This window comes from Plantactinospora sp. B5E13, from assembly GCF_039871775.1.
Lineage (GTDB): Bacteria > Actinomycetota > Actinomycetes > Mycobacteriales > Micromonosporaceae > Plantactinospora.
Genome location: NZ_JBDPLT010000073.1, coordinates 1 through 15,707, shown reverse-complemented (window position 1 = coordinate 15,707; position 15,707 = coordinate 1). Strand labels below are relative to the sequence as shown.

14 protein-coding genes, 1 pseudogene and 1 riboswitch are annotated in these 15,707 nt (G+C 71.9%); of the genes and pseudogenes, 5 read left to right on the top strand and 10 right to left on the bottom strand.

Annotation, left to right across the window (positions count from 1 at the left end; genetic code table 11):
- Nucleotides 1-12 precede the first annotated feature (12 nt).
- The 3 genes and pseudogenes from ABGB05_RS35100 to ABGB05_RS35090 form a co-directional block, all read right to left on the bottom strand.
- Nucleotides 13-888: pseudogene (locus ABGB05_RS35100) on the bottom strand (cation diffusion facilitator family transporter); the annotation flags it as partial.
- A 158-nt stretch (nucleotides 889-1,046) separates the two neighbouring features.
- The gene (locus ABGB05_RS35095) at nucleotides 1,047-2,051 is read right to left on the bottom strand and encodes a hypothetical protein (RefSeq protein ID WP_347658297.1); all 1,005 of its coding nucleotides are present in this window, start codon (nucleotides 2,049-2,051) and stop codon (nucleotides 1,047-1,049) included.
- A 3-nt stretch (nucleotides 2,052-2,054) separates the two neighbouring features.
- Nucleotides 2,055-2,186, bottom strand: a riboswitch (cyclic di-AMP (ydaO/yuaA leader).
- A 401-nt stretch (nucleotides 2,187-2,587) separates the two neighbouring features.
- On the bottom strand, nucleotides 2,588-3,613 hold the full coding sequence (locus tag ABGB05_RS35090; protein ID WP_347658296.1) for an SDR family oxidoreductase: 1,026 nt from the start codon (nucleotides 3,611-3,613) through the stop codon (nucleotides 2,588-2,590).
- Nucleotides 3,614-3,858: 245 nt separating this feature from the next.
- Here ABGB05_RS35090 and ABGB05_RS35085 point away from each other — a divergent pair, with 245 nt between their 5' ends.
- A complete protein-coding gene (locus ABGB05_RS35085) occupies nucleotides 3,859-4,569 on the top strand; it encodes a polysaccharide deacetylase family protein (protein WP_347658295.1) in 711 nt (236 codons plus the stop codon).
- A gap of 22 nt (nucleotides 4,570-4,591) precedes the next feature.
- On the opposite strand, the gene ABGB05_RS35080 is transcribed toward ABGB05_RS35085, so the two are convergent.
- Nucleotides 4,592-5,878, bottom strand: coding sequence for a glycosyltransferase family 2 protein (locus tag ABGB05_RS35080; RefSeq protein WP_347658294.1), 1,287 nt, complete (start codon nucleotides 5,876-5,878; stop codon nucleotides 4,592-4,594).
- Between the two features lie 191 nt (nucleotides 5,879-6,069).
- On the bottom strand, nucleotides 6,070-6,642 hold the full coding sequence (locus tag ABGB05_RS35075) for a hypothetical protein (protein ID WP_347658293.1): 573 nt from the start codon (nucleotides 6,640-6,642) through the stop codon (nucleotides 6,070-6,072).
- 134 nt (nucleotides 6,643-6,776) lie between these two features.
- Here ABGB05_RS35075 and ABGB05_RS35070 point away from each other — a divergent pair, with 134 nt between their 5' ends.
- Complete coding sequence (locus ABGB05_RS35070; protein WP_347658292.1) at nucleotides 6,777-8,042, top strand: GNAT family N-acetyltransferase; 1,266 nt, start codon at nucleotides 6,777-6,779, stop codon at nucleotides 8,040-8,042.
- Between the two features lie 38 nt (nucleotides 8,043-8,080).
- A complete protein-coding gene (locus ABGB05_RS35065) occupies nucleotides 8,081-8,395 on the top strand; it encodes a hypothetical protein (RefSeq protein ID WP_347658291.1) in 315 nt (104 codons plus the stop codon).
- 133 nt (nucleotides 8,396-8,528) lie between these two features.
- On the opposite strand, the gene ABGB05_RS35060 is transcribed toward ABGB05_RS35065, so the two are convergent.
- The 3 genes from ABGB05_RS35060 to ABGB05_RS35050 form a co-directional block, all read right to left on the bottom strand.
- Nucleotides 8,529-9,005: a ribose-5-phosphate isomerase gene (locus ABGB05_RS35060; RefSeq protein ID WP_347658290.1), complete on the bottom strand. Its 477-nt coding sequence runs from the start codon at nucleotides 9,003-9,005 to the stop codon at nucleotides 8,529-8,531.
- Between the two features lie 135 nt (nucleotides 9,006-9,140).
- A complete protein-coding gene (locus ABGB05_RS35055; RefSeq protein WP_347658289.1) occupies nucleotides 9,141-10,379 on the bottom strand; it encodes a DUF1015 family protein in 1,239 nt (412 codons plus the stop codon).
- A 117-nt stretch (nucleotides 10,380-10,496) separates the two neighbouring features.
- On the bottom strand, nucleotides 10,497-11,126 hold the full coding sequence (locus tag ABGB05_RS35050) for a disulfide bond formation protein DsbA (RefSeq protein WP_347658288.1): 630 nt from the start codon (nucleotides 11,124-11,126) through the stop codon (nucleotides 10,497-10,499).
- Between the two features lie 220 nt (nucleotides 11,127-11,346).
- On the opposite strand from ABGB05_RS35050, the gene pepN reads away from it, so the two are divergent.
- Both pepN and ABGB05_RS35040 read left to right on the top strand, forming a co-directional pair.
- The gene (pepN, locus tag ABGB05_RS35045; RefSeq protein ID WP_347658311.1) at nucleotides 11,347-13,902 is read left to right on the top strand and encodes an aminopeptidase N; all 2,556 of its coding nucleotides are present in this window, start codon (nucleotides 11,347-11,349) and stop codon (nucleotides 13,900-13,902) included.
- A 274-nt stretch (nucleotides 13,903-14,176) separates the two neighbouring features.
- Entirely contained in the window at nucleotides 14,177-14,593 is a 417-nt protein-coding gene (locus ABGB05_RS35040; protein WP_347658287.1) for a Uma2 family endonuclease, read from the top strand.
- 140 nt (nucleotides 14,594-14,733) lie between these two features.
- Here ABGB05_RS35040 and ABGB05_RS35035 read toward each other — a convergent pair whose 3' ends face one another.
- Both ABGB05_RS35035 and ABGB05_RS35030 read right to left on the bottom strand, forming a co-directional pair.
- A complete protein-coding gene (locus ABGB05_RS35035) occupies nucleotides 14,734-15,156 on the bottom strand; it encodes a DUF5130 family protein (protein ID WP_347658310.1) in 423 nt (140 codons plus the stop codon).
- Between the two features lie 4 nt (nucleotides 15,157-15,160).
- Complete coding sequence (locus ABGB05_RS35030; RefSeq protein ID WP_347658309.1) at nucleotides 15,161-15,442, bottom strand: hypothetical protein; 282 nt, start codon at nucleotides 15,440-15,442, stop codon at nucleotides 15,161-15,163.
- Nucleotides 15,443-15,707: the final 265 nt, after the last annotated feature.

Below are 15,707 nucleotides of genomic sequence, written 5' to 3'. Positions count from 1 at the left end.
CTCCCCGGTCGGCGGTTCGATCTGCAGGGTGGCGTGGTCGATGCCGAACTCGTCGTGCAGCCGACGCCGGGCCGCCACCAGGACGTCCGTCACGTCGGCCCGCGCGTCGACGTTGAGGTGCGCGGAGGCGACGTCCATGCCGGAGGTGAGCGTCCAGACGTGCAGGTCGTGCACCGCGGTCACCCCGTCGAGTCCGGCCAGGGCGGTCCGGACCCGGGCGACGTCGACGTGCGGCGGCGCCGCCTGCACCAGTACCCGGCCGGCGGCCACCGCCAGCCGCCAGGTCCGGGGCAGGATGAGCAGGCCGACCGCGACGGCGACCAGTGGGTCGGCGTACCGCCAGCCGGTCGTGGCGATGATCAGGGCGGCGACGATGACGCCGACCGAGCCGAACAGGTCCCCGAGCACCTCCAGGTACGCCCCGCGCAGGTTGAGGCTCTCCTTGGCGCCGCTGCGCAGCAGCAGGAAGGCGACCACGTTCACGGCTAGGCCGCCGAGCGCGACCACCAGCATCGGGCCGGCCGCAACCTCGGGTGGGTCACCGATCCGGCGGACCGACTCGACCAGGACGTAGAGCGCGACACCGGAGAGGAGCACCGCGTTCGCCAGTGCGGCGAGCACCTCCAGCCGGTAGAGGCCGAAGGTGCGTTGGGGGTCCTTCGACGCGCGGCCGGCGGCGGTGATCGCCGCCAGCGCCATCCCGATGCCGAGTACGTCGGTGAACATGTGCCCGGCGTCGGAGAGCAGGGCGAGCGAACCGGTCAGCCCGGCGGCGACCGCCTGGACCAGCATGTAGAGGGCCAGCAGCCCGACGGCCAGCCAGAGCGGTCGGCGGTGCCGGTGTCCGGCCCAGGTCAGCGGGTTCCCGTGGTCGTGCCCCGCGCCCATCCTCCACCTCCGGCGTACGTCCGTTCCTGCCGCCGTCAAAGTATGCGGACATCGCTATGTATGCAAGTTGGAAGTGGGTGTCAGAATGCCGACCGCCCCGCCACCCGGGAATCGGGTGGCGGGGCGGTCGGTACTGCTCGGCTCTCGCGTGACGCCGCTTACAACATCGACACGTGCACGTGGTCCGTATGGTCACTGGCACCGCTGTAGGACGTCCAGCCGGTGGCCGGAGCCCAGATCTCCCTGTACCAGATCACGTACAGGATGCCGAGCCGGTCGGCGTTACGGACCAGGAAGGCGGCCAGGTTGTTGCCGTACTTCATCTGGTCGTTGTTCGCGGCCGGGGCGAACCCGCTGTTGAGCAGCGACCAGTCGCAGGCCCGCCCCTTGGGGTGCTCGTACGGCCCACCGGGGCGGTAACAACCGACGAACCGGTTGAAGCCGGCCCGCTTGACCTCCTTGTACATGTGCAGCGTACGAGCGGTGATGCAACCACCCGTGGTCGGATCATCCTGGTTGCAGGACAACGGCGGGAAGCCGTCGTCCATCCCCGGACCAGGCCGAGCAACCGGCGACTCCGCGTCGACCAGGCCCTTGTTCGGCCGACTCCGGCCACCGACCAGGGCGAGCGCCTTCTGCGCCTCGGTCCGTTGCTTGTCGATGACCTTGCGGGCATCCTTCTGCTTCTCAACCTCGGCGTCGACCGCTTCCTTGGCCGTGTTGACCTGCTCGCGTGCCTCGTTCAACCGGCGCAGCTTCTGGTTGTTGAGCAGGTTCAACTCGTTCAGGGCGGCGGCCCGGTCCAGGAAGGACTCCGACGACGAGCTGTTCAGCATCATCGACACGGCACTGAGCTTGCCCGCCCGGTAGGACTCCGCCGCGATCTCGCTCGCCTCCGGCGCGAGCGCGTCCAGTTCCGCCTGCGCCTCCTCGAGCTTCTTGGTGAGTTCCTTCTGCCGCTTCTGGGACTTCTTGAGCGCGGCGTTGGCCTCGGCGTACCGCTTCCCCGTCGTGGCGAGTACGTCACCGAGCAGCGGTGTCTCGACCTCCCCGTCCGGGCCCGGCTTGGGTGCCGCCGACGCCACAGACGGAGCCACGATCAGCGATGCCGCGGTGAGCAGTGCCAGGGCAAGCGCCAACCTTCGGCGTAGGGGTGCCCTCACATGTATCCCTTCCGTCGGCCGCCGACCGGGTTAGCTGACGGGTTCGGGATGGAAGATGTCCCTACCGCTGTCGCGGATTCACCCCGGGTACCTGGGTCCCCGGCTCGCCAGGTGGCGATTAGGCGGCGATCAGCGCCGGCACCATTTGGTCCCCGGCGGTGATATGAACGGCAGACAGCATACCCGGTTTCGCTTCCGTAATGGCAAGACCCGAATGCCCCGAAAAGCGTTGCGACACAACAACTATCAGTAATCACCGACGTGAGGAGTATCGACAGAGATCGTTCATCCGCGCTTTATTCACCATCCGCTGTCGGTTATTCACCAACCGCTCCGTGGCAGCGTAGGGGCGATAGGAAACCCTTCCGTCCTGACCGGTGGCCCGCCGCCCGGCCGGTCGTACCGTCCACCGGCCCAGGTCCGACCACCTACACGTTCCGTCACCGGTGACAGCGGGACAGCACCCGCCCGGCCGACACGGTCGGTGACCGGCGCTTTCCCGTACCCGCGACACGGTAGGCCCGCGCCCCGGCGGTTCAGCGCCCCCGGCGCACGGCGAGCCGCCGGGCCAGCACCGTCGCCCCGGCGGCGACAAGCCCGGTGGCCAGCAGTTCCCGGTGCCGGGACAACCAGAGTTGTGCACTCTGGACCCGGGACCGGTCGTCGAACGAACCGTGCGCCCCCGGGTCCGGCCCACCACCGTCGTCGACCGGCTGCCAGAGGTTGACCCGCCGATCCGGGTCGACCGGCTCGTCGGTCTGCTGCGACCGGTAGCCCGACCGGGCCAGATAGCGGTCCAGCAGGCCGGGCACCAGCCGGTTGCCGAGGATGGTGCCGACGGTGGAGGCGCCGACCCAGTACTCCCGCCGACCCGGCCGGTCGGCCGCGTACACCACGGCGCGGGCGGCCACCTCCGGTTGGTAGATCGGCGGCACCGGTTGGGGGCGGTTAGGCAACCGGGACAGCACCCAGTCGAACTGCGGCGTGTTCACCGCCGGAAGGTGCACCATGGTGACCCGCACGCCGGCCCGGTCGTGCAACAACTCGCAGCGCAGCGCCGAGGTGAACCCGGCGATGGCGTGCTTCGCACCACAGTACGCGGACTGCAGGGGCACCGACCGGTACGCCAGTGCCGAGCCCACCTGCACGATGGTTCCGGACCGACGCGGCAGCATCCGGTCCAGGGCCGCCCGGGTCCCGTGCACGTAGCCGAGGTAGGTCACCTCGGTGACCCGCCGGAACTCGTCCGGCCCGATCTCGGTGAACGGCGCGAAGACCGAGGTGAACGCGGCATTCACCCACAGGTCGATCGGGCCCAGTTCGGCGCTGGCCCGGTCCGCGGCCGCCTCGACCTGGTGGTGGTCCGACATGTCGGTCTCGATCGGCAGCGGCACACCCCCGGCGGTCCGGACGTCGTCGGCGGCAGCCCGCAGGCCGGCGGCACCCCGGGCCAGCAGCGCGATCCGCATTCCCCGGCGGGCCAGTAGCCGCGCCGTGGCCCGACCCACCCCCGCGCTCGCCCCGCTGATCACCGCCACCCGTGGTCTCGGTCGGCCCCGCATCAGGCGCTCCTCCGGTCCTTGTCGGTCGCCCGGTCCGTCGGTCCCTCGGGCCGCGCGCCGCCGCCCGGGGCCGCCGGCTACCCGGTCGGCGGCCCGGCAAACCTCGACCCCGCACCGGGTCCACCCCGGGCGCCCGTCCGGGATACGGACGGGCGCCGAGTCGGCGTACCACCCGTCCGGGTGAGGATGAACCGGGACAGACCGGGTATCCGCGCCCGGCGAAGCGGTGGCAGGTGGAGGAACAGGTGCGGGCACGCGCGGTACCGGTGACAACGCTCGGTGCCGCGCTGGCCGCGCAGGCCGTTCCCGCGCTGACCGCCCTGCCCGGCGTACGGCTGCGGTTCTTTCCCCGACTGAGCGGCCGGGGCGCGCCCAACCACGTGGCGCTGACCTTCGACGACGGGCCGGACCCGGCGTCCACTCCGTACTTCCTGGAGACGCTGGCCGCGTACCGGACCAGGGCGACCTTCTTCCTGCTCGGCTCGATGCTGGCCCGGGCGCCGGAACTCGGCCTCGACCTCACCGCCGCCGGTCACGAGGTGGCGGTGCACGGTTGGTCCCATCAGAACCTGCTGCTGCGGAGTCCGCACGCCACCTACCGCGACCTGGCCCGGGCCCGTGAACTGATCCTGGCGGTGACCGGTCGCTCACCCCGGTACTACCGCCCTCCGTACGGGGTGTTCAGCACCGCCGCGCTGATGGCCGCCCGCCGGCTGGACCTGACCCCGGTGCTCTGGACCTGCTGGGGCCGGGACTGGACCCGCTCGGCGACTCGTACCTCGGTCCTGCGCACCCTGCGGACCGGGCTCTCCGGTGGCGGCACCGTGCTGCTGCACGACTCCGACTGCACCTCGGCGCCGGGATCCTGGCGAGCCACCCTCGCCGCCCTCCCCCACCTGCTCGACGAGTGCCTGCGACGGGGTTGGCGGGTCGGCCCCCTCGCCGAACACCGCTGACGCGGTGCGCAGGAGCCCTTTGTTATCGCTCCTTGTCGAGGAAGGAACCCTTCCTGACCTCTGACGCCTGCGCCGGCTCGGTCACCGCCGGGACCGGTTCCGACTCGACCGCAGCCAGGGCGGAGGCGGCTTCGGCGGTGGCCGACGCGGCGACCGCTTCGACAATCGTCGCGGGCGTGCCGGTCCGTACGGCGTCGCGGGGTATACCGGGCGGCGCCAGCGGGCGCCGGGCCCGGGCGACCACCCCGAGGTGGGCCCGTCGGACAACCCGCAACGCCGAGAAGAGCCCGTACGCTCCCCGGCCGATGAGCCGGTGTTTGAGCCCGAGCAGGCCGCCCGGTGGCCGGTACCCGGTGGCCGGAAGATGCCGGCGGTACCGGATGACGATGTTGGCGAAGAACTCGCGCCGTCGGTGTGGCGGAACCCGTCGGGGGTGGCCGAGCACCTGCAGCAGGTGCCAGATCATCCGCTGGAAGATCAGCTGACGCAGTTCCGCCGACACCCCGACTGCCGGGGTGGTCGTCCCGCCCGTCGGCCCGGCCGCCTCGGCAACGGAGACCGGACCGGGGGCCGGACCGGCACCGGAGTGGTCGAGGCCGGCCAGCACCCGGTCCCAGTGCGCGAAGACCTCGAAGTGCCGGTCGCTGACCGTCGAGGTGATCGCTCCACCGGGCCGCTGCCGGTACGCGTAACAGCAGCGGTCCAGCAGGCTGATCCGCGGCGCGGCCAGCATCAGCGGAAAACTGAACGACACGTCCTCGTACCAGCCGGGGCCGAAGGTCAGTCCGAGGTCGGTGAGGAAGCGTCGACGGATCACCTTGTTGCAGGTGATGTGGAGCACCGAGAGCAGGCCGGGCACCTCGTCGAGCCGGAAGACCTCCGGTACCGGCCGGTCTCCGTTGATCCGCGCCAGCGGGCAGCTCCGGCGGCCGCCGTCGGGGAAGTACCGGGTGTACGCGGTGACCAGGAGATCCGGCCGGGTACGGCTGAGCCGCCCGGCGACGGCGGTCAGGGCGCCGTCGGGCAGCCAGTCGTCACTGTCCACGAACCACACGTACTCGCCGGTGGCCCGGGCCAGCCCGGCGTTGCGGGCCGCGCCGAGTCCCCGGTTGACCGGAAAGGTCAGCACCACGACCCGGGGGTCGCGGGCGGCGTACCCGGCCAGGATCTCCGCACAGCCGTCGGTCGAGGCGTCGTCCACCGCGACCAGTTCGAGGTCGGGAAAGGGCGGGTCGAGGATGGAGTCCAGGCACTCCGCCAGGTAGTCCTTCACCTGGTGGACCGGCACGATCACGCTGAGCAGGGTCACCGTCGACAACCTCCGGCGGAGGACTGACACCCTCCGAAGGAGGACGGAGACCGAATCGTAGCGTCGCGTGATCAGGCGACAGGCGGACAGTAACTATCGAGTGACCGAATTGTGATTTGTCGCCTGGATCATCACCCGTTCGGGTGACGGCGGCGACGCTGGCGGATGTGGATGCGGCCTGGAACGCCGGCTCACCGCCCGGCGACCCAGTTCCACAGGTCCACCACCCAGCCGGTCTGCCCCAGGTACGCCACCCCCACCGCGACCAGGAAGACCCCGGTCACCAGGTGCGCGCCCCGGGCCGAACGCCGGATCCGACCAAGCTGACGCTCCAGCACGACCCGGCCGATCAGCCGGGCGAGCGCGAAGAGCCCGGCCGCGATGAAGAGGGTGAGGACGAAGGTGACCACCGGGCTGGTCAGGTCACCCCGCCCCGAGATGGCCCAGATCCCCCAGCAGACGAAGGCGAAGAGACCGCCGATCAGACTCCAGTGCGCACCGAGGCGCAGCTGCCGCCAGTGGTAGCCCGGCGGCAGCTGCGGCCGGTCGTCCTCGAGCTGCGGCCATCCGGTGCCGGTCGGCTCGTGCGGCCCGACCGGTTCCGGCGCGGTACGCGGCTGCGGCACCCCGACCGCCGCCACCCCACGGCGGAAGCCCGGCGCCTCCGGCGCCATCTCGACGGTCGGTTCCGCGTGCCGGAAACCCGGCCCCTCCGGCGGCATCTCGACGGTCCGCTCCGCCCACGGCTGCGTCTGGTCTGACATCTGGTCCTCCCCATCGGTCGGCGATCGGTCCGGGCCACCGATGATCGCCCGGGCACCGACCCGTCCCCGCTTCCGAGGGTAGCCACGCGGTAAACCGGTCGCCGAGGCAGCATCCGCTCGGCTAGACATGGACGATGTCGTACCCGGAGTTACCGATCGAGCCCGCGACGCCCGCCGACTTCGCCGCCATCCACGGCCTGCTGAACACCCTGTTCCACAACCTGCCTCCGGACGAGACGCTGACCGGGGCCGAGCATGGCGTCTTCGAACCCGACCGGTCACTGGTGGTCCGGGCCGGATCGGCGGTGGTGGCGCACGCCGGGGCGTACACCCGGGATCTGACCGTGCCCGGCGCGGTGCTGCCGGCGGCCCACGTCACCCTGGTCGGGGTGGCGCCGACCCATCGCCGGCAGGGCCTGCTGACCCGGCTCATGCAGCGGCAGCTGCGCCAGATCCAGGCTGCCGGGCGGGAGTCCTTCGCGGTGCTCTGGGCCAGCGAGGGCCCGATCTACCCACGGTTCGGCTACGGGCAGGCGACCCGGCAACTGCACCTGGACATCCGGACGACCGGGCTGCGACTGACCCCGCCGACGACGGCGCCATCCACAACGCCGCCGACAGCGCCGACGATCCGCCTGCACACCGGTGACCCGGTGCCGCTCTGGTCCGACCTGGCGCCGCTCTACGACCGGCTGCGCGCCGACCGGCCCGGCTGGTCCGACCGGACCGAGGCCTGGTGGCGGTACGTGCTGAGCGACTACCCCACCCGCCGGTCCGGCGGCACCGAACGACGGGTCGCGGTCGTGGAGACCGCGGCCGGCATCTCCGGGTACGCGGTCTGGCGCGGCCGCGGCCACTGGGACGAACGTGGGCCACAGGGTTCGGTGCTCGTCGAGGAACTGGTCGCGGCCGACCCCGACACCTCGTACGCGCTGTGGCGGTTCCTGCTCTCGATCGACCTGACCCGGACCGTCAGCTACCTGAACACGTCGACCGACGAGCCGCTGCAGTACCTGGTCGACGAACCGCGCCAGCTCGGCGCCCGGGTGGGCCACGGTCTCTGGGTACGGATCGTCGACGTGGCCGGGGCGCTGACCGGTCGCCGCTACGCCGCCGACGTCGACGTGGTGTTCGAGGTCACCGATCCGCTCCTGCCGGAGAACGCGGGCCGGTGGCGGTTGACCGCGGACGCCGGCGGGCCGGCGGTGTGCGTACGCACCGACGCCCCGGCGGACCTCGTCTGCGACGTACGCGATCTCGGTGCCGCCTATCTCGGTGGCCCGCCGCTGGCCGCGCTGGCCGCCGCCGGGCGGGTCCGGGAGGCCCGCAGCGGCGCCCTGGCCCGGGCCTCCACCGCGTTCGGCTGGCACCGCGCGCCGACCGGGATGGGCATCTTCTGAGCAACGCCGCACCGGCCGCTCACCGGTAGGGTCAGGGCATGACCGACTCCGAGCGTCGACGTCGGCGGCTACGGCACGATCCGCCGGAGGCGACCGGCGGTGAGGGCCGGCGTGGGTCGGAGCCGCCTCCCGGGACCGCCGGCGGCACCGAGGACCGGGACACCGAACGTGGCCTGCGCGGCCTGATCGGTTCGGGTGCCTCCCAGGTCAGCGTGACGGCCGCGATGCGGGCCCGGGACGCGGCCCGCCCCACCGAGGCGGACCTGGCCGAGGCTGCCGAACGACTGGTCCTGGTACGACGCAACTGGGTGCCCCGCGAGGACCTGCCCCGTAACCCCCGCGCAACGCCGTGAACCGGGCCGTCGACGGGTGGCCGGCCGGCCCGGATCGGCTCAGGACGCGACCGGCCCAGGACGCGGTCGGTTCAGGACACTGCCCGGCCAGGACGCGGTCGGTTCAGGACTGCCCGGCCAGGACGCGGTCGGTTCAGGGCGCGGCCGGCAGGGCCGGCAGTTCGCCGCTGCGCTCGTAGTCGGCGACCTGGGCGATCCGCCGAGCGTGCCGCTCGTTGCCGGAGAACGGCGTGGTGAGGAAGACCTCGACGATCGCGGTCGCCTCGTCCAGGGTGTGCTGCCGGGCGCCGATCGCCACCACGTTCGCGTCGTTGTGCTCCCGGGCCAACTGGGCGGTCTCCAGGTTCCAGGCGAGCGCCGCCCGTACTCCGGCGATCTTGTTGGCGGCGATCTGCTCGCCGTTGCCGGAGCCGCCGATCACCACACCGAGGCTGCCGTGGTCGGCGACCACCCGGGCCCCGGTGTGCAGGCAGAACGCCGGGTAGTCGTCGTCCGGGTCGAACACCGACGGTCCGACGTCCACCAGCTCGTAGCCCTGCTTGGCCAGATGGTTGGCGAGGTGCACCTTCAGTTCGTAGCCGGCGTGGTCGGATCCCAGATAGACGCGCATACCGCGCAGTCTGTCAGCCCGGCGCGCGGTCCCGCCGGCAGGCACGGCGACAGCCGGACAGATCACAGGTCGGGCCGGCGCGCCGAACCAGCGCGCCGGCTCCGCCGCCACTCAGGAGGGCGGGTCCGACCCCGGTCAGGAGGCTGTGCCGTCGCGGCCCAGCTCGGCCAGGACCAGGCCGCCCCGGGCCTTCGGGGTGAACCAGGTGCTCTTGCGCGGCATCTTCTGCCGGGCCAGGTTGACCGCGACGAAGTCGTCCACGGTCACCGGTGCGATCAGGATCGCCAGCTCGGCCCGGCCCGCGTCGACCTCGCCCACCAGCCAGTCCGCCGGGTAGTCGCCACCGACGTACGTGACGCGCTTGTCACCCGGGTCGAGCCCGAGCGCGTCGCGCAGCAGGGTCCGCTCGACCAGCGTGTGGTCGAGGTTGTCGACTCCGGTGCCGTCGCCGGACGGCAGCGAGACCGTGTACCCCTGCCCGGCGAGATACAGCACGACACTGCCGCCGCTGCCGGGAACCGCCGGCGGCCCGGCCAGCGGCTCGACCCGCGCCCCGGCGGCGCCCAACCGGGCCAGCAGCTCCTCGGCCGTGCTGGTCAGTTCGCTCACCAACCGGTTGTACGGCTGGATCGCGACCGAGGCGGGTGTGGTGATCACCGCGAGGAACCGGGGCAGTTCACCGATCTGCGCGGCGAGGCTGCGATGGTTGCCGTCGGCGACGACCAGTTCACCGCCGCCGGCGAGCCGCACCAGCTCGTCCTGCCGGTCGCCCGGCCCGACCAGCCAGATCGCGTGCGTACGACCGGCCTGGTCCACGTCGGTGGCGGCCGGCACGCCGGCCGTCTCGGTCGCCTCGGCGAGTGCCCGGTGCAGCGCCTCGGCCGGGTTTGCGCCGTCGGCGGCCCGGTTGCCGGTCTGCAGCAGCAGCACCGGGGAGAGCAGGTGCCCGGTCGCCTCGGCCAACGCGACCCGCTCCCGCACCTTCGCGATGAAGACCTCCTCGTTGCGGATCACCAGGCCCGGCTCGTCGGCGCTGGTGGAGATCTGGTCGGTGTCGACCATCGCGAAGAGGCCGTACCCGGGTTCGTCCACCGGCGAGGTGATCCGGTAGAGCACCACCACCTGCTCGGCCGGGGTGTAGCTGCCGTCGGCCTTCGCCTCGGTGAGCCGGGTCACCGCCTCGGACAGGGAGTCCGTGAAGGACCGGCCCAGACTCTCCGGCGCCCGGTGCGGCATCTCGATCGCCAACGCACTGTGCGGGTTCGCCCGGATGATCTCGGTGATCTCGGCGTCGTCGGCGAACTCGTCATAGTTCCTCGCGCCGGTGCCGCCAGTGGTGATCCAGGCCCGGCTGATCGGATGTACGACCGTCATGTCCGGTGACGCTACCGGCCCTGCCCCGGTCGCCCACGTCACACCCGCCGGTGTCCACCCCGTGGGCGTTCCGACGGGGTGGACACCGGGGATCCCGGGTCGAACCCGGGCGACCGCTCAGTCGAACCGGGGCGACTCGGTACGGGTCCGCTTCAGCTCGTAGAAGCCGGGTGTGCCGGCGACCAGGAGCACCCCGTCCCAGAGCCGACCGGCCGCCTCACCCTTCGGTGCCGGCGTGATCACCGGACCGAAGAACGCGACGGTCTCCCCGGGGACCGGCCCCGGAGCGTGGATCACCGGAGTGCCGACGTCCTGGCCGACCGGCTTCATCCCCGCGTCGTGGCTGGCCCGCAGCGCCTCGTCGTACTCGGTCGAATCGGCGGCCTCGGCCAGGTCCGGGTCCAGGCCGACCTCGGCGAGCGCCGCCCGGTACAGCTCCGGACCCCGCTCCTGCTTCGCCAGGTGGATCCGGTTGCCCAGGGCGGTGTAGAGGTCCCGGACCGCCCGCTCCCCGTGCTTCTGCTCGACCGCGATGCAGATCCGCACCGGGCCCCACGCCGTGTCCAGCAGCTTCCGGTAGTCCTCGGAGAGCCCGTCGCGTCCCGCATTGAGCACCGACAGACTCATCACCCGGAACCGGACATCCACCGGTCGTACCTTCTCCACCTCCAGCAGCCAGCGGGAGGTGATCCACGCCCACGGACAGACCGGGTCGAAGAACATGTCAACTGCCGCGCGCTCGGACACCCTGACTCCCCTTTCACGTCGGGCCGCCGGAGTCGACGGCACGGTTATGAATCCTCACCCCCCGATGGCGCCGCCGGCATCGGGATGAGACCGTGACCTGCGGCACCCGAAGCACCGTCGGGTCATGACAGACTCAGCGGTGAGCCGTGGGATGGGGCTCGAGTGCTGTGTCAACGGGGACAGCAGCGGTGAGATTCGGATGGAGATTCACGTGCCAGGAGTGCGCAACCTGACCCAGGTCGAGGCGACGGAGCGGGGGCGGCTGCTCGACGTCACCGGATACGACATCCGCCTGGACCTCTCGTCCGCCGGACAGGCCGCCCAGAGCCGCACCTTCCGCTCGGTCACCGAGGTCCGGTTCCGCTGCGCCGAGCCCGGCGCCGGCACCTTCATCGAGGTGGCCGCCGACAGCGTCCGGTCCGCCACCCTGAACGGTGAGCCGGTCGACCTGAACGGCTGGTCGGCCGAGGCCGGACTGACCCTGACCGGCCTGGCCGCCGAGAACGTCCTGGTGGTCGACGCCGACTTCCTCTACTCCTCCAGCGGCCAGGGGCTGCACCGCAGCGTCGACCCGGTGGACGGCGAGACGTACCTCTACAGCCAGTTCGAGACCGCCGACGCGCAGCGGGTCTTCGCCTGCTTCGACCAGCCCGACCTGAAGAGCGTCTACACCTGGCACGCGACCGTGCCGGCACACTGGCGAGTGATCTCCAACATGCCGGTACGCGCCGAGGAACCGGCCGGCGACGAGACCAAGACCGTCCACTTCGCCGAGTCGGCGCGGATGAGCACCTACATCACCGCGCTCTGCGCCGGCCCGTACCACGAGGTCCGGCACACCCACGACGGCATCGACATGGGCTACTTCTGCCGGGCCAGCATGGCGCGCTACTTCGACGACGACGACCTGCACCTGATCACCCGGCAGGGCTTCGACTTCTTCCAGCAGCAGTTCGGGGTCCGCTACCCGCTGCCGAAGTACGACCAGGTCTGGGTCCCCGACTTCAACGCCGGCGCCATGGAGAACTTCGGCTGCGTCACGCACGCCGAGTCGCACTACATCTTCCGCTCCCAGGTCACCGACTTCGAGTACGAGCAGCGCGCCAACACGATCCTGCACGAGCTGGCCCACATGTGGTTCGGCGACCTGGTGACCATGCGCTGGTGGAACGACCTGTGGCTGAACGAGTCGTTCGCCGAGTGGGCCAGCCACTGGGCCAACACCAACGCCACCCGGTTCACCGACGCCTGGACGACCTTCCTCTCCGTCCGGAAGAACTGGGGCTACCGGCAGGACCAGCTCTCCTCCACCCACCCGGTGTACTGCGAGATGCCGGACCTGGAGGCGGTCGAGGTCAACTTCGACGGCATCACGTACGCCAAGGGCGCCAGCGTGCTCAAGCAGCTCGTCGCGTACGTCGGCGAGGAGCCGTTCGTCGAGGGTCTGCGCAGCTATTTCGGCAAGCACGCGTGGGGCAACGCCACCTTCGACGACCTGCTCACCGAGTTGGAGGCCGCCTCCGGTCGGGAGCTGCGCAAGTTCGCCGCCGAGTGGCTGGAGACCGCGCAGGTCAACACGCTGCGCCCGGAGGTGGAGATCGGCCCGGACGGCACGTACCAGTCGGTGGTGGTGCACCAGGAGGCGCCGAGCGAGCACCCGACGCTGCGTACGCACCGGATCGGGGTCGGCCTCTACGACCTGACCGAGGGCCGACTGGTCCGCCGGGACCGGATCGAGGTCGACGTCGCCGGGGAGCGGACCAGCATTCCGCAGCTGGCCGGGGTGGCCGCGGCGGACGTCCTGCTGCTCAACGACGACGACCTGACCTACGCCAAGCTGCGGCTGGACGAGCGGTCGATGGCCACCGTGGTGCAGCACATCGCCGGCTTCGAGTCGTCGCTGGCCCGGGGCCTGTGCTGGGCCGCCGCCTGGGACATGGTCCGGGACGCCGAGCTGGCCGCCCGGGACTATGTGGCGCTGGCCCTGACCGGGCTGCCCGCCGAGACCGACATCAACCTGGTCACCGCAACCCTGCGGCAGGTCACCGCCACCCTCGCCTCGTACGCCGACCCGGACTGGGCGCCGACCGGCTGGGCGGCGCTGGCCCGTACCGCCCGGGACGCGGTGGCCGCCGCCGAGCCGGGCAGCGGCCTGCAGCTCGCCTGGGCCCGGACGTACACCTCGGCGGCCCGCACCGACGACGAGCTGGCGGTGCTGCGGGGCTGGCTGGACGGTACCGAGGTGCCGGCCGGGCTGACCGTCGACACCGAGCTGCGCTGGTCGGTGCTCCGGGCCCTGGTCGCCGGTGGTGCGGCGTCCCGCGAGGAGATCGAGGCCGAGCTGGCCTCGGACCGGACGTCGAGTGGTGAGCGGGAGGCGGCCCTGGCGCACGCCCTGGTGCCGACCGCCGAGAACAAGGCCGAGGTGTGGGCGACCCTGACCGGCGCCGAGGCGCTGCCGAACTGGCGGCACCGGGCGCTGCTGCAGGGCTTCCAGCACCCGGCCCAGGTCGAGCTGACCGCCCCGTACGCCGAGCGGTTCTTCGCCGAGGTCGGCCGGGTCTGGGGCAGCCGGGACAGCGAACCGGCCCAGGAGTTTGTCATCCTCGCCTACCCCGCGTACCAGGTCAGCGAGGAGACCATCCGGGCCACCGACGCGTGGCTGGCCGAGTCGGGACATCCGGCGCCGCTGCGCCGGCTGGTCGCCGAGGGCCGGGACGGGGTGCTGCGCGCGGTGCAGGCCCGGGCCCGGGACGCCGCCGCGGCCACCGCCTGACCGGCTACGTCGTAGCTCGGGGCCGGCCGGTCGGAGCTGGTCCGACCGGCCGGCCCCGACTCGTGTTGGCACCGGACGGCACCGGCGCCGTCCGACGGCTAGGCTTCTCGACGGAGGTGGATCCGTTGGTTCAGCCGCACTACGAGTGGCGTCCGCCCGAGCAGGGCTGGACCGAGAAGGACCTGCTCAGCCTCCCCGCGGACGGCCACCGCTACGAAATCATCGACGGGAGCCTGCACGCGGCGCTCCACCGGCCGACTTCACGCATCACGAGTTGGCCGACGAGATCCGGGCCGCGCTCCGGTCGCAGCTGCCCGCCGGTTGGCGGGTGATCCGGGAGATCGGGGTCCGGATCCCGGCCGGCAACGCCATCCCGGACCTCACCGTGCTCCGGCCGACCGCGCCGAGCGACGCGATGTGGGCCGAGCCGGCCGACGTGCTGCTGGTGGTCGAGGTCGAGTCGCCGAGCAGCCGCCGGCACGACCGGTTCACCAAACTCGGCCTGTACGCCGAGGCGGAGATCGACTGGTACTGGCGGATCGAGCGGGCCAAGTCCGGCCCGGTCGCCCACCTCTACCAGCTCGCCGAGGCCGGGCACTACGAACTCCGTCACTCGGTTCCGGCCGGGGCGGTCGAGACGGCGCAGCTGCCCTTCCCGGTCCGGGTCGCGCCCGCCGACTGGTCCGCCTGACCGGTTCGACGGCGGCCGACAGACCCCCCGGAGGCACCGACACCGCCCAGGGTTCACCCGACCCTGATCGGAACGCGCACCGGAGCACCAGATGCGAAACAGCCGGGCGACGTCCGTCGCCCGGCTGTTTCAGCAGTCGGTCAGGCGGCTCGGCCGGCCCGGGTGGCGAGCTGGTCGAGACCGGTGATGATGCCGCCGGCCAGGTCGCCGCCACCGAAGGCGGCCACCATGGAGAGCGCGGCGAGCCGGGCGTCCCGGTCCGGGATCCGCTTGCGCGCCTCCGAGCCGGTGACCACCTCCAGCACCCGCTGGTTCGGCGACAACGCGATCAGTACGGCCCGGGCCGGGTCGACCAGCCCGGCGTGCAGCCGCTGGGCGTGCTCGCGGATCGGCTCGTCCAGCGGACCGACGTACACCGTGAAGATCAGGCCGGTGGACTGGTCGGCGACCCGCAGCGCGTCGTCGATGCGCAGCAGCTGGCGGGTGGTGAACGGACCGTTGAGTACGTCCGGACGGCCCGCCGGATGCGCGGTCCGCGACTCCGGCAGGTCGGTCGTCGCCACACTCTTACCAGCGGTCACTTGCGCCCCCTGTCACGCCAGCGCGCGCCGGCGCGCTGATGGTCTCGATCTCGCCACTGGTCAGCTCCCGGGCGTCCGCACCCTCCGGCAGCGCCGTCCGGGCGGACTCGGTCAGGTGCTCGGGCGAGGAGAGGAACCAGACCGGGGTGAAATCGAACGGTCGTCCCGGGCGGTACCGCTTGGAGCCGGTGCCGCCGCTCCGACCGATCCGCGACAGTGCCGTGATGACCAGTACGGCGGCGAGCGGAATGGCGACGAAGATCAGCAACGTCTCGGAAACAGACAACCTGAACGCCCCCAGGCGACAATGGGATCATCGTGCCGGCCGGCGGAGCTGACGACCATGTCAACCGCCCGGTCCGGTCGTCGTTCACGGTATCGGAAAGCGAGGCCCGCCAGATCTCGGGGGGCCGGATCGGCGGTTTTGGGGTGCGCGCGGAGTTGCGGACCGGAACGCCGGTCCTCGCCCGCGACGCGGTGTCGCGTCCACCCGGCGGGGGCCGGGTCGGGGGCCGGACCGCCCGCGACGGGAT

What these genes read in the sequence shown, in the direction of transcription:
- ABGB05_RS35090 (WP_347658296.1), bottom strand. Translation starts at nt 3,613, where the DNA reads ATGCGGGGCCGACCGAGACCACGGGTGGCGGTGATCAGCGGGGCGAGC.
- ABGB05_RS35075 (WP_347658293.1), bottom strand. Translation starts at nt 6,642, where the DNA reads ATGTCAGACCAGACGCAGCCGTGGGCGGAGCGGACCGTCGAGATGCCG.
- ABGB05_RS35070 (WP_347658292.1), top strand. Translation starts at nt 6,777, where the DNA reads ATGTCGTACCCGGAGTTACCGATCGAGCCCGCGACGCCCGCCGACTTC.
- ABGB05_RS35065 (WP_347658291.1), top strand. Translation starts at nt 8,081, where the DNA reads ATGACCGACTCCGAGCGTCGACGTCGGCGGCTACGGCACGATCCGCCG.
- ABGB05_RS35060 (WP_347658290.1), bottom strand. Translation starts at nt 9,005, where the DNA reads ATGCGCGTCTATCTGGGATCCGACCACGCCGGCTACGAACTGAAGGTG.
- ABGB05_RS35055 (WP_347658289.1), bottom strand. Translation starts at nt 10,379, where the DNA reads ATGACGGTCGTACATCCGATCAGCCGGGCCTGGATCACCACTGGCGGC.